The organism is Microbacterium sp. A20, assembly GCF_004794515.1.
Classification (GTDB): Bacteria; Actinomycetota; Actinomycetes; order Actinomycetales; family Microbacteriaceae; genus Microbacterium.
The window spans coordinates 347,418-368,016 of record NZ_SSDF01000091.1; the positions used below are offsets into that span (position 1 = coordinate 347,418).

At 68.5% G+C, this 20,599-nt stretch carries 18 protein-coding genes; 4 read left to right on the plus strand and 14 right to left on the minus strand.

The genetic code is table 11. The features are described 5' to 3' along the window. Positions 1-114: 114 nt before the first annotated feature. Entirely contained in the window at positions 115-744 is a 630-nt protein-coding gene (gene rpsD, locus DW298_RS18730) for a 30S ribosomal protein S4 (RefSeq protein WP_029263334.1), read from the minus strand. Positions 745-926: 182 nt separating this feature from the next. After that, the gene (locus tag DW298_RS18735) at positions 927-2,306 is read right to left on the minus strand and encodes a replication-associated recombination protein A (protein WP_136043963.1); all 1,380 of its coding nucleotides are present in this window, start codon (positions 2,304-2,306) and stop codon (positions 927-929) included. 102 nt (positions 2,307-2,408) lie between these two features. On the opposite strand from DW298_RS18735, the gene DW298_RS18740 reads away from it, so the two are divergent. Then, positions 2,409-2,729 carry a hypothetical protein gene (locus tag DW298_RS18740; protein ID WP_136043964.1) on the plus strand — a complete coding sequence of 107 codons (321 nt, stop codon included), beginning with the start codon at positions 2,409-2,411 and terminating at the stop codon, positions 2,727-2,729. Between the two features lie 21 nt (positions 2,730-2,750). Here DW298_RS18740 and DW298_RS18745 read toward each other — a convergent pair whose 3' ends face one another. Then, positions 2,751-3,989, minus strand: coding sequence for an FAD-dependent oxidoreductase (locus DW298_RS18745; RefSeq protein ID WP_136043965.1), 1,239 nt, complete (start codon positions 3,987-3,989; stop codon positions 2,751-2,753). Between the two features lie 256 nt (positions 3,990-4,245). Between DW298_RS18745 and DW298_RS18750 the strand changes: the two genes are divergently transcribed. Further along, positions 4,246-5,169 (plus strand): formate/nitrite transporter family protein, encoded by a 924-nt coding sequence (locus DW298_RS18750; protein WP_240745195.1) that lies wholly within the window; start codon positions 4,246-4,248, stop codon positions 5,167-5,169. A 61-nt stretch (positions 5,170-5,230) separates the two neighbouring features. On the opposite strand, the gene DW298_RS18755 is transcribed toward DW298_RS18750, so the two are convergent. The 5 genes from DW298_RS18755 to nirB are packed head-to-tail and all read right to left on the minus strand — an operon-like array spanning position 5,231 to position 11,202. Beyond that, positions 5,231-5,908, minus strand: coding sequence for a CbiX/SirB N-terminal domain-containing protein (locus DW298_RS18755; protein ID WP_136043966.1), 678 nt, complete (start codon positions 5,906-5,908; stop codon positions 5,231-5,233). After that, positions 5,905-7,035: a uroporphyrinogen-III synthase gene (locus DW298_RS18760; protein ID WP_136043967.1), complete on the minus strand. Its 1,131-nt coding sequence runs from the start codon at positions 7,033-7,035 to the stop codon at positions 5,905-5,907. The genes DW298_RS18755 and DW298_RS18760 overlap by 4 nt, the downstream gene beginning before the upstream one ends. After that, positions 7,032-8,267 (minus strand): uroporphyrinogen-III C-methyltransferase, encoded by a 1,236-nt coding sequence (gene cobA, locus DW298_RS18765; RefSeq protein WP_136043968.1) that lies wholly within the window; start codon positions 8,265-8,267, stop codon positions 7,032-7,034. Before cobA ends, DW298_RS18760 begins: the two co-directional genes overlap by 4 nt. After that, a complete protein-coding gene (nirD, locus tag DW298_RS18770) occupies positions 8,264-8,626 on the minus strand; it encodes a nitrite reductase small subunit NirD (protein ID WP_136043969.1) in 363 nt (120 codons plus the stop codon). Before nirD ends, cobA begins: the two co-directional genes overlap by 4 nt. Then, a complete protein-coding gene (gene nirB / locus DW298_RS18775) occupies positions 8,623-11,202 on the minus strand; it encodes a nitrite reductase large subunit NirB (protein ID WP_136043970.1) in 2,580 nt (859 codons plus the stop codon). Before nirB ends, nirD begins: the two co-directional genes overlap by 4 nt. A 211-nt stretch (positions 11,203-11,413) precedes the next feature. Between nirB and DW298_RS18780 the strand changes: the two genes are divergently transcribed. Both DW298_RS18780 and DW298_RS18785 read left to right on the plus strand, forming a co-directional pair. Further along, positions 11,414-12,772, plus strand: coding sequence for a DUF349 domain-containing protein (locus DW298_RS18780; RefSeq protein ID WP_205820450.1), 1,359 nt, complete (start codon positions 11,414-11,416; stop codon positions 12,770-12,772). 62 nt (positions 12,773-12,834) lie between these two features. Beyond that, positions 12,835-13,386, plus strand: coding sequence for a type IV toxin-antitoxin system AbiEi family antitoxin (locus DW298_RS18785; protein ID WP_136043971.1), 552 nt, complete (start codon positions 12,835-12,837; stop codon positions 13,384-13,386). On the opposite strand, the gene DW298_RS18790 is transcribed toward DW298_RS18785, so the two are convergent. The 6 genes from DW298_RS18790 to ruvA all read right to left on the minus strand — a co-directional run bounded on the left by DW298_RS18790 (position 13,373) and on the right by ruvA (position 20,598). After that, positions 13,373-15,625, minus strand: a complete 2,253-nt coding sequence (locus DW298_RS18790) for a bifunctional (p)ppGpp synthetase/guanosine-3',5'-bis(diphosphate) 3'-pyrophosphohydrolase (protein ID WP_136043972.1) — start codon at positions 15,623-15,625, stop codon at positions 13,373-13,375. The genes DW298_RS18785 and DW298_RS18790 overlap by 14 nt on opposite strands. Positions 15,626-15,691: 66 nt before the next feature. Then, positions 15,692-16,681 (minus strand): protein translocase subunit SecF, encoded by a 990-nt coding sequence (gene secF / locus DW298_RS18795; protein ID WP_136043973.1) that lies wholly within the window; start codon positions 16,679-16,681, stop codon positions 15,692-15,694. Further along, positions 16,681-18,429, minus strand: coding sequence for a protein translocase subunit SecD (gene secD / locus DW298_RS18800; protein WP_136043974.1), 1,749 nt, complete (start codon positions 18,427-18,429; stop codon positions 16,681-16,683). The genes secF and secD overlap by 1 nt, the downstream gene beginning before the upstream one ends. 56 nt (positions 18,430-18,485) lie before the next feature. Continuing rightward, positions 18,486-18,881, minus strand: coding sequence for a preprotein translocase subunit YajC (locus DW298_RS18805; protein WP_136044056.1), 396 nt, complete (start codon positions 18,879-18,881; stop codon positions 18,486-18,488). 78 nt (positions 18,882-18,959) lie between these two features. Beyond that, complete coding sequence (gene ruvB, locus DW298_RS18810; RefSeq protein ID WP_136043975.1) at positions 18,960-19,985, minus strand: Holliday junction branch migration DNA helicase RuvB; 1,026 nt, start codon at positions 19,983-19,985, stop codon at positions 18,960-18,962. Then, a complete protein-coding gene (gene ruvA / locus DW298_RS18815) occupies positions 19,978-20,598 on the minus strand; it encodes a Holliday junction branch migration protein RuvA (protein ID WP_136043976.1) in 621 nt (206 codons plus the stop codon). The genes ruvB and ruvA overlap by 8 nt, the downstream gene beginning before the upstream one ends. Between the last annotated feature and the right edge of the window lies 1 nt (position 20,599).

The window sequence follows — 20,599 nt, forward strand, 5'->3', positions numbered from 1 at the left end:
TGCCCTTGACCCGCGAAGGCGCGGTGTCACCATCGTATGCCGAAACGACAAGAGGCGTCGGGTCACCCCGACGCCTCTTGCGTTGATGCTCTCAGAGAGCAGCGTGAGCGATGCTCAGCGAGCCGCGTAGTACTCGACGACGAGCTGCACTTCGCAGGTCACGGGGACCTCGGCGCGCTTCGGACGGCGAACCAGACGCGACTGGAGCTTGTCGAGCTCGACCTCGAGGTAGCCGGGAACGGGGGGCAGGACCTCGGCGTGACCGCCGGCTGCTGCCACCTGGAAGGGCTCGGTGCCCTCGCTCTTGGGCTTGACGTGGATGAGCTGACCCGGCTTCACGCGGAACGACGGGCGGTCGACGAGCTGGCCGTCGACGAGGATGTGACGGTGCACGACGAGCTGGCGAGCCTGTGCGGTGGTGCGGGCGAAGCCCGAACGCACCACGAGTGCGTCGAGACGCATCTCGAGGAGCTCGACCAGGTTCTCACCGGTCAGACCGTCGTGACGACGGGCCTCGTTGAACGTGTTGCGCATCTGCTTCTCGCGGATGCCGTACTGCTCGCGCAGACGCTGCTTCTCACGCAGACGGACGGCGTAGTCGCTGTCTGCCTTGCGCTTGGTGCGGCCGTGCTCACCCGGAGCGTAGGGACGCTTCTCGAGGTAGCGGGCGGCCTTCGGGGTGAGCGGGATGCCGAGGGCACGGCTCAGACGCACCTTGCGGCGGTCCTGGGACTTCGTGGTCACGAAGTTGTCCTTCCGATGACGTGGTCGCGACTTTCACGACTCACGGACGTATCGTCCGCGTTCTGCCTTGGAGCGCACGCCGGGGCGCCAGCAAGGTGTGGTGTGAACGAGGAGATGCCCGAAAACACGGTTTCGAGCCGCTCAAGTCTAACAGATCGCGGCTCCGCGCCCGATCGTGCGGATCACCGGTCGCCGAGGATGCGGCGGATGCGCTCCAGTCGCGAACCGATGTCGCGCTCGGCACCCAGATTCTTCGGCTCGTAGTAGTGCTTGCCGTCGAGCTCGTCCGGCAGGTATTGCTGCGGCACGACGCCGTACTCGCTGTCGTGGGAGTAGACGTAACCGCGGCCGTGCCCGAGGCGTTTGGCCCCCGGATAGTGCGCGTCGCGCAGGTGCAGCGGCACACGTCCGAAGCCCCCGGAGCGGATGTCGGCGATCGCGGCGTCGATCCCGACGTAGGCGGCGTTGGATTTCGCGGTGGTCGCGAGATAGACGGTCGCCTCGGCGAGCGGGATGCGCCCCTCGGGCATGCCGATGAACGCGACCGCATCGGCGGCGGCGACCGCGATGATGAGGGCCTGAGGATCGGCGAGACCGACGTCTTCCGACGCCGAGATCACCAGGCGTCGCGCGATGAACCGCGGGTCCTCCCCCGCTTCGATCATTCGCGCGAGGTAGTGCAGCGCGGCATCGGGGTCGGAGCCCCTGATCGACTTGATGAACGCACTGATGACGTCGTAGTGCTCGTCGCCCTGACGGTCGTAGCGCAGCAGCGCCTTGTCGACCGCCTGGGCGACGTCGTCGGCCGAGACCTCGGGCACCGTCGCCGTATCGTCTGAATCCTCTTGCGCGGCCTCGTCCGGCTGATCCACCGCAGCGGAAGCATGCGAGAGGGCGACCGCAGCGCCGGCCTCGAGACCGGTGAGCGCGCGTCTGGCGTCTCCCGAAGCGAGGCGGATCAGCGCAGCCCGCGCCTCGGCGCTCAGGGCGACGGCACCGTTCAGCCCCCGCGCATCGACGACGGCGCGATCCACGAGCACGCCGATGTCGTCGTCGGTGAGCGGCTGAAGCGTGAGCAGCAGCGAACGTGACAACAGCGGAGAGATCACGGAGAACGACGGGTTCTCGGTGGTCGCAGCGATCAGGATCACCCACCCGTTCTCGACGCCGGGCAGCAGAGCGTCCTGCTGCGCCTTCGTGAACCGGTGGATCTCGTCGAGGAAGAGGATCGTCGTCTGACCGTAGAGGTCTCGCTGGGTGATCGCCTCCTGCATCACCTCGCGCACGTCCTTGACACCCGCCGTGATGGCGGACAGCTCGACGAAGCGCCGACCCGAGGAGCGGGCGATCGCCTGCGCGAGGGTGGTCTTCCCGGTGCCCGGCGGACCCCACAGGATGATCGACACCGCACCCGGCGACGCCGCATCCGGATCGGCGAGGGCGACGATGGGAGACCCTGCACGCAGCAGATGCCGCTGGCCCGCGACCTCATCGAGCGAGATCGGGCGCATGCGCACGGCGAGAGGCGTCTGCCCGGAGAGCAGCGCGGCAGGGGAGGTCATCCCTCCAGGCTACCGGCGGCCCCTGACACTTCGGGCGGGCGCGCTCGCCCCGGTAGGCTCTCAGCGACGCCGCGCACCGGTGTCGGAACAGGAGATCCAGGCATGGCCGCACGCGGTTCCAAGAACGCACAGTCACGCACCGCCGCAGAGCGCGCGCGACTGCACACCGCGCGCACCCAGTGGCACGAGGGGCAGATCCGCCGCCGCGTCCGCGACAACACGATCGCCGCGATCGTCGGCAGTCTCATCGTCGTCGCCGCGATCGGCAGCCAGGTCGTCCACGCGCAGGTGACGGCACCGGAGCCGACGCCGACCCCGACCGTCGAGCCGACGACCACGCCGACCGACTCGCCGACGACGGCTCCGACCGACGCACCGTCGGAGAGCCCGGCACCGGTCCCCTCGGAGACCCCGGCCGAGTAGCACCCGGCCCGGCGGAAACCGCTAACCGCGACTCGGCAGCACGTACGACGACGGATCCGCTTCGAGGCGAGCGCCGACGAGAGTGTGCAGCGCCGGGTAGGCAGAGGCATCGCCGACCAGGATTCCCCCGAGCAGCGTGTGCGCGTCTCCCGCCAGAACCAGCTTCCGATAGACCCCGGCGACGGGATCTGCGTAGAGCACGTCGACCGCGTCCGGCGTCCGAGCCAACGCATCCCCGAAGCTCGCGACATCGACGCCGGCCAGCGTGATCGCAGCGGATTCGTCGAATCCGGAGAAACTCGCTTCCTGGCCGAGGATGCGCCCCACCGCCACGTCGGCCATGTCGCGGGCCGGAGCGACGAGACCGAAACGACGTCCGTCGAGACTGGCGACCTCGCCGATGGCCAGCACCGCCGGATCCGAGGTCCGGCAGGCGTCGTCGATGATGACGCCTCCATAGGGATGAACCGCGATCCCGGCGTTGCGGGCGAGCTCGTCGCGCGCTCGCAGCCCGACCGTGAACACGACGACGTCCACACGCTGGAAGGAGCCGTCTTGGAACTCGATCGCCGTGACGACGCCGGATTCGTCCGGGTCGAGCCGTGTCACGCGCGTCCCGGTACGCACTGCGATCCCCCGCGCCTGCAGATGACGCTTCACGATGCTTCCCGCGGTGCCGTCGAGCTGCGTCTCCATCAGCCGATCGGCGTACTGCACCACCGTGGCGTCGACCCCGATCGCCTGCAGCGCACCGGCAGCCTCGAGTCCGATGGGGCCTCCGCCGACGACCACCCCGCGCAGATCCCTCTCCAGCTCCGACGCGCGTGCGCCCACGAAGTCCCGCAGCGCCTCCGCATCCTCGACGGTGCGATACGAGAAGCAGCCGGGAAGTGCCGCACCCTCCACCGCGACCCGACCCGCGGCCGCGCCGGTGGCGAGCACCAGCACGTCGTACCGATGCAGGTGACGCGACCGGGTCCGCACCGTCTGCGCCCGACGATCGATGTGCAGCACACGATCGTCCAGGATCAACTCGACCCGGTCGTCCTCGAACGCTGCGAACGGCAGCGGGAGATCGTCAGCCGAGCCACCGAGGAACAGCTCCCGCAGGCGCGTGCGGTCGTACGGTCGGCGGCCCTCATCGCCGATCACTGTGACGCGCACGTCATCGCCGGCCCGCTGCACGAGCTGCTCGACGAAACGCTGCGCCGCCATCCCCGCACCGACCACGACGATCTCGGTGACGAGTGGATGATTCATCGGTGCAGCTCCTGTCGGCGGCGATCGTGCCGTAACCGCGACGCTATTCGGCCCGTGTTTCCCGGATGTCACGCGACGTGTTTCGCGCCGCGAACGATCGCATCACGGATGGATAACGACAGTCATCTCACACGGCGATGAACGGGAAGTGAGGGATTCGCTCCACAGTCGTAACTTCCGGTGCTGCCCCCGGAAACGCGGCTCGCGCATGCTCGAGTCAGTCGAGCATCCGTGCTCCCGTCCCCGTGGAGGTCCTGTGTCCTACATCAAGCCCGCCGAGCTCGCCACGCGCATGGTCGATGCCGGCGCGTACAAACTGCAGCTGTCCACCCGCGACACTCTGATCCGCGCCTTCATGGGCGCGGCACTGCTCACGATCGCCGCCGCCTTCGCCGTCACGGTCTCGACGCAGACCGGTCAGCCGCTGCTGGGCGCGGTCCTGTTCCCGGTCGGGTTCGTGATGCTCTACCTGCTGGGCTACGACCTGCTCACCGGCGTCTTCACGCTCGGACCGCTCGCCGTGCTCGATCGTCGTCCCGGTGCCACCTTCGGTGCGCTGATGCGCAATTGGGGGCTCGTCTTCCTCGGCAACTTCGGCGGCGCCTTCCTGGTGGCGATCCTGATGGCCATCTACTTCACCTACGGCTTCTCGACCGCTCCCAGCGCGGTGGGCGAGGCGATCAGCGAGATCGGCCACGGGCGCACGGTCGGATACGCGGACCACGGTGCCGCCGGCATGCTGACGCTCTTCATCCGCGGCGTGCTGTGCAACTGGATGGTCTCCACCGGCGTGGTCCTCGCGATGGTGTCGGACAGCACCATCGGCAAGATCGTCGCGATGTGGCTGCCCATCATGCTCTTCTTCTACATGGGCTTCGAGCACTCGATCGTGAACATGTTCCTGTTCCCCTCCGGCCTTCTGATGGGCGCCGACTTCACCGTCTGGGACTACCTCGTCTGGAACGAGATCCCGACGGTCGTGGGCAACCTCGTCGGCGGCCTGCTCTTCGTCGGTCTGCCGATCTACTACACGCACGGCCGCCCGAAGGTTCGGGCCGCCCGCGAGGCGCGTCGAACCGAGCGCCGGTCGCGCGTGGCGGCCGTCGCGACGACCGCAGCGGAGGAGCCGGTGCAGGGCATCGACAACACCACGGCGGAGCGAGAGCCGTCGCGGGTCTGACCGAAGACGCACGGAAGGGGCGGATGCTTCGGCATCCGCCCCTTCCGTGTCCTGCGCCGGATCAGGCGGAGCGGAAGCGCTCGACGATCACCTCGGCGATGCGCGGGTCTGCTCCCAACGGAGCGGAGACGAGATCTGCTCCCGATCGCTCCACGAGACCGGCGAAGTACCCCGGCGCGAGGACATGGCTCGCCGCGATCACCCGGGATGCGCCGTTCTGCCGCGCGACGGTGACGGCATCGGCGATGCGGGGCTCGATCGCTGAGGCATACCCGATCGTGACCGGCACGGGGATCAGGTCGGCGAGGTGCGCCGCCGCCGCGGTCACATCGGCCACCGCCGCAGGATTGCTGGATCCGGCCGCCGCGAGCACGACGTGATCGCCGGGAAGCCAGCGGTCGTGCACGGCCGTGCGCAGCCGCGCGCGCAGCACCTCGGCGATCAGCGGGTGGGTGCCCAGAGGAGCTCCCTGCCGAACCCCGTCGTAGGGACTCACGGCGCGCACGATGTCGACCGCGGTGTGGAACCCCACCGAGAGCAGCAGTGGCACCACGACGACGTCATCGTCGAGATGCTCCCGTTCGACGACCTCCGACACCGCCGGCTCCTGCACATCGACGAAGGCCTGGACGACTCTCGTGGTCGGAATGCGCTCACGCACCAGGTCGACGATCTCTTCGACCGTGCGACGTCCGGCCGGTGAATCCGTGCCGTGGGAGCAGGCGACGAGAGTGGTCATCGGGGTTCCTCCACGGTGAGTCGGTAGCCGCGTTTGACGATGGTCTGGATCGCCGCAGCGCCGCCCAGCGCCTCGCGCAGCCGCGCCACAGCCATCTCCACGGCGTGGGCGCTCTCGCCTCCTCGCGGCAATGCGAGTCCCAGCTGTTCCCGAGAGAGCACGCGACCAGCCGCGTCGAAGAGCTCGCTCAGGATGCTCGCGCCGGCGCGGGAGAGCGGAATGAATTCGCCATCGATCAGGACGCCGCCGCTGCGCATCTCCATCGCGCCCAGAGCCGTGTGCAGATGCGGGGCGGCACCCGAGGCGTAGTGGTCGACCACGCAGCGCACCAGAGACCCGAGGCGCCCCCGCGCGGCCAGAGTGGCCTTGAGCCCGGCATCCGTGAGCGGGACGGCCGTGATCGGCCCGACGGCGGCCAGCAGCAGGCGCCCGGACGCGGCTCGGCGACGGATCGATTCGAGCGCCTCAGCGCGGACGGCCGTCTTGACCCACTCTGCGGCACCGGGGGCGGAGGTGAAGAGCACGGCGTCCACTTCACCGGCACCCGCCTGCACGACGGAGCGGCGCACGATCTGAGGGTCCGGCGGCGGACCCCACCGATACACGGTGATGCTGACCACGTCCGCCCCGAGCCGCGACAGGAGGGTGTCGAGCCCGTCGGCGCCCGCGCCGTGATGCTGGATCGCGATCCGTCGCCCGAGCACTCCTTCGGCGACGAGGTACTCCCCCACCTCTGCGGAGGTCTCGGACTCGGCCACCCAATCGGCCACGAATCCCGCCTGCTGGATCGCCCCGTGCGCCTTGGGCCCTCGTGCGATGAACTGCGCGCCGGCCAGCGCGCCGGTGAGCTCCTCGGCCAGGTCGTTCTCGTGCGCGGCATCCATCCACCCGCGGAACCCCACCCCGGTCGTCACGATCACGATGTCGGGAGGGGCCGCGATGAGATCGCGGGTGCGGGCGATGAGAACCTCATCGTCCTCATTGGGGATGATGCTCAGGGCCGGGGCACGGTAGACCTGGCCGCCGCGTCGTTCGAGCGCCGAGACGAGGTCGCCGGAACGCCTGTCCGCGGCCACGACGATGGTGCATCCGGCCAGTACCGGAGTCAGTGGAGCACGGATCGTCACGCCAGAACAGCCCCGATCGAGTCCGAGGACGGGAGGAGCAACGTCTCGGCTGCGACCTCTCCGATCACGATCACCGCAGGGTTGCGGAGGCCGACGACCTGCGCGTCGGCGACAGCGCGTCCGAGGGTGGTTCGCGTCGTGCGCTGCTGAGCGGTGTGGCCGCTCTCGACGAACGCCATCGGCCGATCCGCCGGCACGCCGTGCGCGAGCGCCGCAGCCACCAGACGGTCGAGTGCGGCCACTCCCATCAGCACGACCGTGGTCACCGTCGCATCGGCCAGAGCCGCGAGCGTGCCCTCGCCGATCCTGCCCTGACCGTTCACGACATGGAATGCCGCCGCCGTGCCGCGATGCGTGACCGGGATTCCCGCAGCCTGGGGAACGGCGATGGCGCTCGAGACACCCGGAGTGATCTCGACCGGGATACCCGCCGCGAGGCACGCCTGCATCTCCTCGCCACCGCGTCCGAAGACGAACGGATCCCCGCCCTTGAGCCGGACGACGCGCCGGCCGCCCGCTGCCCGCTCCACGATGATCCGGTTGATCTCCTCCTGCGGCACCGGGTGCCGACCGGGGACCTTCCCCACGTCGATCACCTCGACGTCGGGATCGAGCCCGCGGACGATCTCGGCTGCCGGTCCCAGCCGGTCGGTCACGACGACGTCCGCTTCGGCGATCAGGCGCCGGGCACGCACCGTCATCAGGTCCGCGGGCCCCGGTCCGCCTCCGACCAGGTCGACGCGTCCGCTCCGACCCGCACGGCGCCGCCGGAGCGGCAGGCGTCCTTCGCCCACGAGGTCGACGATCGCGTCCCGGACGGCGACGGACCGACGGGGATCCGCACCGACCGTACTGGTCACCGCGACGGTCACGTCGCCGACCTCGGCCTGTGCGGTGAGCCTGGTCGACCCGTGGGCACCGTCCGACGCGTTGATGCACAGGATCCGCTTGCGCTCGCACCGCTCTGCGACTTCGCGGTCGACGCGAGCATCACCCGTGGCCGCGTGCACGAGCCAGGCGCCGGTCACATCCGATCCGCGGAAGCGACCCGGACGCCAGGCGAGTCCGAAACGCTCGACCAGCAACGCGGTGTCCGGGTGCAGAGCGGGGGCGACGAGCCGCACGCACGCTCCTTCTTCGAGGAAGCGTCGGAGCCTGCGCGCGGCCACGGCTCCACCGCCCACCATGAGCACATCGCGTCCGGCGAGGTCGATTCCCAGCATCACGGTCATCGCGTCTCCTCGATGTTCAGCTCGATCTGACCTTCGCGAACGGTGACATCCCACACCCGCAATGCCGCCGGCGCCTTGCCCTGCGTGTCCAGGCATTCGCCCGTGCGCAGGTCGAAGACCTGCTTGTGCATCGGCGATGCCAGCGTCGGCACATCGCCCCGCGTGCCCACGATCCCGCGGGACATCACGTGGGCGCCGCTGTAGGGGTCGAGGTTCGACACCGCATGCACCGTGCCGTCGGCGAGGAGGAACAGTGCGATCTGGACCGTGCCGAACAGCGCCGCCCTGCCCCTCTCCACCTCGAGGTCGTTGAGCGCGCACACGCGGACCCGCGTTCCGGTCTCGACTCCGAGCGTCATCGCCGCACCTCCAGAGTCGTGCCCGCGATGAGGACGGACGCGTCCGATCGTTCCTCCGTCGTCGCCGGCCGCACCTGACCGCGCTCGGGCACATAGGCCAGAGAAGGGTCAGGGGTGTCGGTCGCGTTCACGAAGGACTCGAAGCGCCGAAGCTTCACCGGGTCGCGCAGGGTCGCCGCCCACTCGTCCTCATAGCGGTCGACGTGCACGCTCATGGCCGCGTCGAGGTCATCGCAGATGCCCAGGCTGTCGTCGAAGATCACCTCGCGCAGGCCGTCGAGCCCGCCGTGGAGCTCGGCGCACCACCCCGCCGTGCGCTGCAGGCGGTCCGCCGTGCGGATGTAGTACATGAAGAAGCGGTCGATCGCGCGGATGAGGCCCTCATCGTCGAGGTCGGCGGCGAGCAGCTCCGCGTGCCGCGGCGAGAAGCCGCCGTTGCCGCCGACGTACATGTTCCAGCCCGTCTCGGTGGCGATCACACCCACGTCCTTCGAACGGGCCTCCGCGCACTCGCGCGCGCACCCCGACACACCGACCTTGAGCTTGTGCGGCGCGCGCAGACCGCGATACCGCAGCTCGAGGCGCACGGCCATGCCGACGGCGTCGAGCACCCCGTACCGACACCAGGTCGAGCCGACGCACGACTTCACCGTGCGCAGCGCCTTGCCGTACGCCTGTCCGGACTCGAACCCGGCGTCGACCAGTCGCTGCCAGATCTGCGGCAGCTGCTCGAGCCGGGCGCCGAACATGTCGATCCGCTGCCCACCGGTGATCTTCGTGTACAGCCCGTATGTCTCGGCGATGTTCCCGATCGCGATCAGCCCCGCGGGGGTGACCTCGCCGCCCGGCATCCGCGGCACCACCGAGTAGGTTCCGTCCTTCTGCATGTTGGCCATCACGTGGTCGTTTGTGTCCTGCAGAGCGGCGTTCTCGCCGTCCAGCACATGCGCTCCGACGAGCACCGAGAGGATGCTCGCGAGGGCCGGCTTGCAGATGTCGCAGCCGCGGCCGGTCCCGAAACGGTCGATGATGGCGCTGAACGTCGTCAGTTCGGACACCCGCACCGCATCGAAGAGCTGGCGACGCGACATCGAGAAGTGCTCGCACAGGGCGTCCGACGTCGCCTGCCCGAGTTTCGTCAGCTCCTGGCCGACGATCTTCTTGACCGCGAAGATGCAGGAACCACAGGTGGCACCGGCCTTGGTGCAGGCCTTCACGGCGGCGGCGTCCGTGCACCCTTCGGTGTGCACCGCCTCGCGGATCCGCCCGGCCGTCACGTTCGAGCAGGAGCAGACGACCGCCTCCGCCGGCAGCTCGCTGTCGGGTACCGACGTGCCGCCCTCCGGCATCAGGTAGGCGGCGGGATCCGCGCCCAGCGCTGCTCCCACCAGAGGTCGGAGCGAGCCGTATGCCGAGGCGTCCCCGACCAGGATGCCGCCCAGCAGTGTCTTCGCGTCGTCCGAGAGGACGAGCTTCTTGTAGACCCCGTTGACCGGGTCGGTGTACACGACATCCAGTGCGTTCGGGGTGGTCGCGAAGGCGTCGCCGAAGCTCGCGACATCGACACCCGAGAGCTTGAGCTTCGCGGAGTCGTCGTAGCCGGGGAACGTCGCGTCGCCGCCGAGAAGCCGAGTGGCTGCCACCTCCGCCATGGCGTATCCGGGGGCCACGAGACCGACGGAGCGTCCTTCGTAGCTGGCGACCTCGCCGATCGCGAGGATGTCTTCGTCTGCCGTGCGACACCTCGAATCGATCAGCACGCCCCCGCTGGGGTGCACGGCGAGTTGGGCGAGGCGGGCGAGCGAATCCTGCGGGCGCACGCCGACGGTGAAGATCACGATGTCCGTCTCGTGCATCGTGCCGTCCTGGAACTGCAGGGCCGAGACCGAGCCCGATGCATCCGGATCCAACCGCGTCGTCCGGGTTCCCGTCCGCACGTCGATGCCCTTCGACTCGATGAGGCGACGCAGGATGGTGCCGCCGGCGAGATCGAGCTGGGCGGACATGAGACGGTCGGATGACTGCACCACCGTGCAGTCGACGTCGAGACCCTGCAATGCGCCGGCCGCCTCCAGGCCCAGCAGCCCGCCGCCGATCACAGTCCCCCGCAACGGACGGCCGAGTGCCGTCGCACGGTGCCGCACGAACGCGTCGATCGCGGCGACATCGTCGAGCGTGCGATAGACGAAGCAGCCCGGAAGGTCCGCACCGTCGACGGCCGGCCGCATGGCATACGAGCCCGTCGCGAGGACGAGTGTCCCGTAGGTGTGGACCGCACCCGAACGTGTGCGCACCGTGCGACCGACCCGATCGATTCCGACGACGCGATCGTCGCCGATGAAGCGCACCCGGTCGTCCCGGAGCGTCTGCGCGTCGAGTGCGAGGTCATCGGCGCCGGCGCCCGAGAAGAAGGAGGTCAGGCCGACGCGGTCGTACGGCGGTCGCGCCTCCTCACCGATGACGGTGACGGTCGGCACCGCGCCTGCTCCGCGGAGCAGGCTCTCGACGAATCGGTGCGCGACCATCCCGGCCCCCACCACCACGACATCCGACGATGTGCTCTCCCGAACGATCACGAGCCCTCCTCTGTCCGTGGACTCGACGATAGGGACACGGTGTTTCGCGAAAGGCCGGGGCGGTGTTACGCCGATCGAACGTTCTCCTCACAACTCGATAACAGTCCTGTGAGAACCCCCGACGGCCGAGTCCGACGGCCCGGCGCGGGGCGTACTAGGCTGAGCCTCGTCCTTTCCGCCTCCCGCGGCCCTACCGCGCAAGGAGAATCACGTGTCTGCCACCGAGCCTTCGAAGCCGACTCCCCCTGTCCCCGCACCGCCTGCTGTGCCGATGCCGCCGAAGACGCCGAAGCCGGCAGCGGTGACGCCCGCGGCTCCCGCGCCGTCGCCCGCCGCGTCCTCGACCTCCGCAGAATGGGGCCGCGTCTCCGACGACGGCACCGTCGAGGTGCGCGAAGGCGACGTCTGGCGGGTCGTCGGCCAGTACCCCGACGGCACGCCCGAAGAGGCGCTCGCCTACTTCGTGCGCAAGTTCGACGACATCGCTTTCAAGGTGCACACGCTCGAACAGCGTCACCAGGCGGGCGGCGCTTCGGCGAGCGACCTCGCGAAGCAGGCTGCTCACCTGATCGACGAAGCGACGGATGCCGCGGCTGTGGGAGACCTCGCCGGACTCCGCGACCGGCTGAACGCCCTCACCTCCTCGCTGTCCGAGGCCACCGAGCAGGAGGCCCAGCAGGCCAAGGAGCTCGTCGACAAGGCGATCGCCGAACGCACTGCGCTCGTCGAGAAGGCCGAGGCCATCGCCGCGCGCGATCTCAGCAAGGTGCAGTGGAAGCAGGTCACCGCCGAGCTCGGCGAACTCTTCGACGCATGGCAGGCCCAGCAGCAGAGCGGTCCTCGTCTCTCCAAGGGCATCTCCCAGCAGCTCTGGAAGCGATTCCGTGATGCGCGCGCCGTGGTCGACAAGCAGCGTCGAGCCTTCTACTCCGAACTCGACGACGCGCACAAGAGCGCACGCGACGTGAAGACCCGCCTGGTCGAGCGTGCCGAGGCCCTCGCTCCGCGTGGCACCGACGGGATTCCCGCCTACCGCACACTGCTCGACGAGTGGAAGGCAGCCGGCCGCGCCGGGCGCAAGGCAGACGACGCGCTCTGGGCACGGTTCAAGGCCGCGGGCGACGCGCTGTATGCGGCTCGTGCCGAGCAGTCCGCCGCCGAGGAAGCCGAATCCGCGCCGAAGATCGAGGCCCGAGAGGCTCTCCTCGAAGAGGCCAAGGCCGTCGCCGACGAGTCGAACATCAAGCGCGCTCGCGCGCTGCTGACCCGCATCCAGCGTCAGTGGGACGAGATCGGCCGCATCTTCCCGCGGGACAAGGAGCGCGCGCTCGACGACAAGCTCCGCACGATCGAGCAGGGCCTGAAAGCCCGCGAAGACGTGGACTGGAAGAAGAACAACCCCGAGACGAAGGCGCGCGCGAACGACATGAGCTCGCAGCTGCTGGAGGCGATCGAGAAGCTCGAAGCCGAGGTCGCCGCTGCCGAGAAGGCCGGCGACAAGAAGGCGGCCAAGGAGGCCGCTGACGCTCTCGAGGCTCGGCGTGCCTGGCTGAGCGCTCTGGGCGGCTGACCCTTCTCCACAGGTCTCCGCGACCGTCTCGAACGCGGGGTGCACTGCGCCAGACTGGCGTGATGCACCCCGCGTTCCTCTATGTCCCCGGCGAGCGGTTGAGTCAGACCGAACTCAGCGCTGCGCGCATCGACGGCCATGTCGTCGACGTAGGCGACGCTTACATTCCGGCCGACTTCGTGGAGGGTCCGGACGTACGGGCGAGCACCATCGCCGCCCTCGTCCGGCCGGGCACCGCCGCCTGCAACCAGACGGCCGCATGGATCCACGGCGCGGGTGACACGCCGCCGGGAGTGCATCACGTCAAACGTTGCGTCGAACGTCGGATCCGTCCGGTCACCAGCTCACGCGTGGTGTTCCACGACACCCTGCTCCCCGAGACCGACATCTGGACGCTCGGCGGCATCGCGGTGTCGAGCCCGGCCCGGACGATGCTCGACCTCGCGACGACGCTGCATCGCGACCCCCGGGTGCTGCCGTGGATGGATCTTCTCGCCGTCGCATGCCCCGACACCCCGGAGGCGGCGCTGCGGGACCTGCAGGACCTTCGACGTGTGCCGGGCAGCCGCATGGGTGCAGCTGCTCTGCAGCGCCTCGCCCTCAGGAGGAGGTGACCCGGTAGACGTCGTAGACGGCGTCGATCCGACGGACGGCGTTCAGCACGCGGTCCAGGTGCACGGCATCGCCCATCTCGAAGACGAACCGGCTCAGTGCCAACCGCTCATCGGTGGTCGTGACGGTCGCCGAGAGGATGTTGACGTGGTGCTCGCTCAGCACCCGCGTCACGTCGGAGAGGAGGCCCGAGCGGTCCAGCGCCTCGACCTGGATCTGCACGCGGAACACGCTCTTCGTCGTCGGGGCCCATGAGACCTCGACGAAGCGGTCCTGCTCGTTGCTGAGCGCCTTGACGTTGACGCAGTCCGCCCGGTGCACCGAGACCCCGCTGCCCCGCGTCACGAATCCGACGATCTGGTCACCGGGAACCGGCGTGCAGCACTTGGCGAGCTTCACCAGGATGTCGTTGGCGCCGCGCACGAGCACACCGGAGTCGCCGGAACGCGGTTCACGCGTCGGGACGCTGCCGGGCAGATCGATCGCGCCCGTACTCGGATCGTTGGCCGCGACGAGAGCCGTGACCTTCTCGAGCACCGACTGCGTCGACACGTGTCCTTCGCCGACCGCGGCATAGAGCGCGGAGACGTCTTCGTAGTGCAGTCCACGAGCGACTTCGGCGAACGAGTCCTGGCTCATCAGCTTCTGCAGCGGCAGGTTCTGGCGGCGCATCGCGCGGGCGATGGCCTCCTTGCCCTGCTCGATGGCCTCTTCGCGACGCTCCTTGGTGAACCAGCCGCGGATCTTGTTCCGCGCACGCGTGCTCGCGACGAAACCGAGCCAGTCCTGGCTGGGCCCGGCATCGGGGTTCTTCGAGGTGAACACCTCGACCACGTCGCCGCTCTTGAGCTCCGACTCCAGGGGCACGAGACGGCCGTTGACCTTCGCACCCATCGTGCGGTGGCCGATCTCCGTGTGCACCGCGTAGGCGAAGTCCACGGGGGTCGCGCTGGCTGGGAGGCCGATCACCCGCCCCTTCGGCGTGAAGACGTAGACCTCCTTCGCACCGATCTCGAAGCGCAGCGAGTCGAGGAACTCCCCGGGATCGGCGGTCTCGGCTTGCCAGTCGGAGATGTGCGCGAGCCACGCCATGTCGGTATCGGAGGCGCGGACCTCGGTCTTGCCGCCGCCGTTCATCCGCTCCTTGTACATCCAGTGCGCGGCCACACCGTACTCGGCCTGCTGGTGCATCTCGTGAGTGCGGATCTGGATCTCGACCGTGCGCCCGGCGGGGCCGATCACCGTGGTGTGCAGCGACTGGTAGAGGTTGAACTTCGGGGTGGCGATGTAGTCCTTGAACCGGCCGGGCAGCGGAGTCCAACGCGCGTGGATCGCACCGAGGACGGCGTAGCAATCGCGCACAGACGCGACGAGGACGCGGATGCCGATCAGATCGTAGATGTCATCGAACTCGCGTCCGCGGATGACCATCTTCTGGTACACCGAGTAGAGCTGCTTCGGACGCCCGACGACCTTGCCGCGGATGCGGAGATCACGCAGGTCCTCGTCGATCTCCTCGACGACCTGAGCGAGGTACTTCTCGCGCTGCGGGGTCCGCTGTGCGATGAGGCTGTGGATCTCGTTGTAGATCTTGGGGTGCAGCACGGCGAACGAGAGGTCTTCGAGCTCCGACTTGATCGCCTGGATACCGAGGCGGTTCGCCAGTGGGGCGTAGATCTCGAGGGTTTCCTTGGCCTTCTTCGTGGCCTTCTCCGGCGGGACGAAACCCCAGGTGCGCGCGTTGTGCAGTCGGTCGGCGAGCTTGATGAGCAGCACTCTGATGTCTTTCGACATCGCCACGATCATCTTCCGGACCGTCTCGGCCTGCGCACTCTCGCCGTACTTGACCTTGTCGAGCTTGGTCACACCGTCGACGAGCATCGCGACCTCGTCGCCGAACTCGGCGGTGAGATCGGTCAACGCGTAGCCGGTGTCTTCGACGGTGTCGTGAAGGAGTGCGGCGGCGATCGCCCGTGGTCCGAGGCCGAGCTCGGCGAGGATCTGGGCGACAGCCAGCGGGTGCGTGATGTACGGCTCGCCGCTCTGGCGCTTCTGCCCCTCGTGCTTCTCCTTGGCGACCGCGTATGCGCGTTCGATGACGGAGAAGTCGCCCTTGGGGTGGTTCGCTCGAACCGTGCGGATCAGGTTGTCGAGGTCGTTGATGCGGGACGCGCGGGAGAAGATGCGGGGAACCAGTCGTCGCAGACTAGAACCCTGCGATGACGTCTGCGGTTCCGCCATCAACTCACCTCCCGATCAGTTCATCCTACGCGTGCTGGGGGCGCCGAGCTTCCGCTCGGGCGCCCCTCAGGCCTCGACCGATGCCCGGCTGCGAGCCTCGCGGATGCGGGCGTCGCGCTCCTTGAGCTGCGGCTCGTTCTCGCGGAACAGCGAGTACAGCGGCGCAGCCACGAACAGCGTGGAGTAGGTCGCCACGAGGATGCCGACGAAGATGGACAGCGAGATGTCGGTGAGCGATTCCGCGCCGAGCCAGAAGGCGCCGATGAAGAGCACCGCGCCGACGGGCAGCGCCGCGACGACAGACGTGTTGATGGAGCGCACGAGCGTCTGGTTCACGGCGAGGTTCACGGATTCGCCGAACAGGCGCGCAGACTTCTCCCCGTCTTCGGTGGTGTTCTCCCTGATCTTGTCGAACACGACGGTGGTGTCGTACAGCGAGTACGCGAGGATCGTCAGGAAGCCGATGACGGCAGCCGGCGAGATCTCGAAGCCGGCCAGCGCATACACGCCGACCGTGATCACCAGCACGTCGAGCAGGCCGATGATCGCCGCCGCCGACATCTTCCACGTGCGGAAGTAGATCGCGAGGATGAGGAAGGTGAGCGCCAGGAAGATCGCGAGACCCCACAGCGACTGCTTCGTGACGTTCTCGCCCCAGGCGGGTCCGATGAACGACGATGCCACGTTGGACGGATCGACACCGTAGGCGTCGGCGAGTGCTTCCGCGACCTCCTGCGTCTCGGCGGCGCTCATCTGGTCGGTCTGGACACGGATGTCCTTCTCGTTGACGACGACGACCTTGGTCGCAGCTCCCGGGACGACCGACTGGACGGCCTCCTTCGCCGTCTCCTGGTCGACCGTGTCCGGTGCCTGCACCGTGAACTGGGAGCCGCCGGTGAACTCGATCGAGAACTGGATGGGCCGGATGAGCGGAACGAGGGCCGAACCCACGACCAGCACGATCGCGATGATGAACCACAGGCGACGCTTGCCGACGAACGGGAAGGAGGTCTTGCCGGAGTAGAGGTTGTTTCCGAACTCATTCATGGAAGGCATCAGGCGTCTCCCTCACTTCCGGGCTTGGTGGGTCTGTCGCCCGCGAGTGCCTCGGCACGCTTGCGTTCCGCGATGGTCTGACGGCGATCCGCCTCGGCGCGCGAGCGGGCGTTCTTCGCCCCGCGACCGGCCGATGCCGTCGCGACCTCCCGATACTGGGAGCGGCTTCGATACACCGCGCCGAGCGCCTCGGGATCCAGGCCGGAGAGCTTGTGCCCACCGCCGAAGAACCGGGTGCGCGCGAGAAGCTGCATCACCGGGTGCGTGAAGATCACGAAGATGAACACGTCGATGAGGGTGGTGAGGCCGAGCGTGAACGCGAAGCCCTTCACCGTGGCGTCGGCGAGGATGTAGAGCACGACCGCGGCGAGGATGTTGATCGACTTCGAGATGTAGATCGTTCGCTTCGCGCGACCCCAGCCGTCTTCGACCGCGGCGGTGATCGACTTCCCGTCGCGGAGCTCGTCTCGTATTCGTTCGAAGTAGACGATGAACGAGTCGGCCGTGAAGCCGATCGAGACGATCAGACCGGCGACGCCGGCGAGCGAGAGACGGAAGCCGAGGCGCCACGCGAGGATGCAGATGATGATGTAGGTCAGGACGGCCATCACCGCGATGGAGGCGATGATCACCGACCCGAGTGCCCGATACACGATGAGCGAGTAGATCGCGACGAGGGCGAGACCGATGAGGCCCGCGATCAGGCCGATCTGCAGCTGCTGGGTGCCGAGAGTCGCGGAGATGGTGTCGGAGCTCTGCACGACGAAGCTGAGCGGCAGGGCACCGAACTTCAGCTGGTCGGCCAGGGTCGTCGCCGTCTCCTGCGTGAAGCTGCCCGAGATGCTGGGGCGGCCGTCGAGGATGACGCCGTTCATCCGCGGAGCGCTGATCACGTCGCCGTCGAGGACGAACGCGAACTGATCGCGCGGCGACAGTCCGTCGATACGGTTCTGGTTGAGCCGCGTGCTGACCTTGCCGAACGCGTCGCCGCCCTCGCCGTTCATGGTCAGCTGCACGATCCATGCGCCGGACTTCTGGTCGCGACCGGCGGAGGCGTCGGTGATCGCGGTGCCGTCGAGCTCCGTCGGGCCGAGGAGGAACTTCTGCGTCTTGTCCGGGGAGCACGCGACGACCGGCTGATCCTTCGGAGCACGCGCCGGGTCGTTGTCGGGGTTCTCGCAGTCGTAGGCCTGGAACTCCGCTGCCAGCTTGTCTGTCACCCAGGACAGGTCGCTCGCATCGGTCGGCTCGGCGGTCGGCGTCGCATTGAGTGAGGGGTCCGGGCTGGGGTAGGGAGTGGAGTTCCCGTCCTCGCCGACGAACTCGGTGCTCGCGGCCGTCGTGTACAGCACGGGTCGCAGTTCGAGCTGCGCGCTCGCCTGAATACGCTCACGCGTCTGCGCGTCCGCCTCGCCCGGGATCTGGACGACGATGTTCTGTCCGCCCTCGGTCGTGATGTCGGCCTCGGCCACACCCGACGCATCGACGCGCTGGCGGATGATCGCCGCGGCCTGGTCGAGCTGCTCCTGCGTGGGAGCCGCTCCGTCCTCGGTCTCGGCGCTGAGGACGATCTGGGTGCCGCCCTGCAGGTCGAGCGCGAGCTCAGGAGTCCAGGAGCTGACCGGCTGTCCTTCGGCGTCCTTGATGACGTACACGCCCAGGGAGTTGATGCCGAAGAGCACACCCGTCACGAGGAGCAGGCCGAGGAGGACCCGCCAGGCGTGACGGACGGGAGAGGATGAAGCCACGTGTGTTCAGCTTTCTGGGAGGACGGAGATCCGAAGGGCCGCGCCGGCCGCGGAGATTACTTGTCGTCGGCGTCGCGCTCGAGGCGAGCGCGCGTCTCCTCGGGGGTCTCGAGTTCAGGGGCGGCCGCCTCTTCGACGACCGGCTCCTCGACCACGTCGACGGGCACGTCGACGACGGCGTCCTTGGGCTCGACGACGCGGAGGATCGCCTGGCTGTGGACATCGATGATGGTGCCGGGAGCGATCTCCACGAGTGCCGGCGTGTCGAGGTCCTCGGGGTCGTACGAGACGATCGTGCCGTAGATGCCGCCCTGCAGAAGGACCTTGGCGCCGGGAACGGTCTTGGTCGCCTTCTCCTCCTGCTCGGCCTTCATCTGCTTCGTGCGCTTGCGCGTGTTGAAGATCATGAAGACGAGGAGGACGGCGAGAAGGCCGAAGAGCAGGAATTCCATGGGCATGGGGGAAGCGCCTTTCTCAGGTGCACGCTCCAGCCTTTGGGCGCGCGAAGGTAACCGGGAAGTCTTCAGTGATTATAGGTCATCCAACTTAAGCATCCCGTCCGGATGCGCGACGCCGAGGTGCTCGTACGCTTCCGGCATCGCCACGCGACCACGCGGAGTCCGCCCGAGGAACCCGATGCGCACGAGGTACGGCTCCACCACGCTCTCCACGGTCTCGCCCTCTTCGCCGACCGCCACGGCGAGCGTGCTCAACCCCACCGGTCCCCCACGGAACCGGCGGACCAGGGCCTCCAGCACCGCACGGTCGAGCCGATCGAGACCGATCGCGTCGACATCGTAGAGTTCGAGCGCCGCGCGCACGTCGTGGATCGTCGCCCCACCGCCTCCGTGCACGAGCGCGTAGTCGCGGACCCTGCGCAGCAGGCGGTTCGCGATGCGGGGCGTACCGCGCGAACGGCGTGCGATCTCGGAGAGCGCATCGGTCGGCACATCGACGCCGAGAACTGCGGCCGAGCGGGCGATGACCTGCTCGAGCTCGGACTCGTCGTAGAACTCGAGGTGTCCGGTGAACCCGAAGCGGTCGCGCAGCGGATTCGGCAGCAGACCGGATCGCGTCGTCGCTCCGACCAGTGTGAAGGGCGAGAGCTCGAGCGGGATGCTCGTCGCTCCCGCCCCCTTCCCGACCATGATGTCGATCCGGTAGTCCTCCATCGCGAGGTACAGCATCTCTTCTGCAGAGCGCGCCATGCGGTGGATCTCGTCGATGAACAACACCTCGCCCGGCACCAGGCTCGAGAGCAGGGCAGCGAGGTCGCCGGCGTGCTGGATCGCCGGGCCGCTGGACAGGCGAAGCGGCCGCTCGCTCTCGTGGGCGACGATCATCGCCAGCGTCGTCTTGCCGAGCCCCGGAGGGCCGGCGAGGAGAATGTGGTCCGCAGGTCGGTTCTGGATGCGTGCGGCGTCGAGCAGCAGCTGCAGCTGACCGCGCACCTTCTGCTGTCCGACGAAGTCGCCGAGGCTCGTCGGACGCAGCGCGCCCTCGATGGCGAGCTCCGTCTCGTCGGAGGGCTCCGTCGCGTCGAGGGCATCAGACACGGGCCTGGCCTCCCTGCGCAGGGCCGAGGAGCGCGAGAGTGCGCCGCAACAGCAGAGCGACGGTCGCCCGCTCCGCCTCCGACGCCTCGGACGCCGTCTGGGCCGCTGCCTCCGCGGCCACCTTCTCCGACCAGCCCAGGCCCACCAAGGCCGCGGCCACCTGGGTGACGACATCGGTGCTGCCCGACACCACCGGCCTCGACGGCGCGGCGAAGGCCTGTACCTTGCCGGCGAGCTGGAGCACGATGAGTTTCGCCGTCTTGGGGCCGATCCCGGAGACCCGCCGGAACGGCGCGTCGTCTTCCGCTGTCACGGCTTCGGCGATCTGATCCCCCGTGAGGTGCGAGAGCACTCCCAAGGCCGACTTCGGCCCGACCCCGGTCACGCTGATCAGGAGTCCGAAGATCTCGAGCTCGCCCCGGTCGGCGAAGCCGAACAGCGAGAGGGAGTCTTCGCGGACGATGAGGCTCGTGTGAAGAAGGAGCTTCTCGCCCACGGTCGCGGTGTGCGCGACATCGGCGGGGACGGCGACGGCGAATCCGACACCACCCACGTCGATGACGACCTGATCGGACGTCGCATGCAGGACGACGCCGTGCAGTGAGGAGATCATC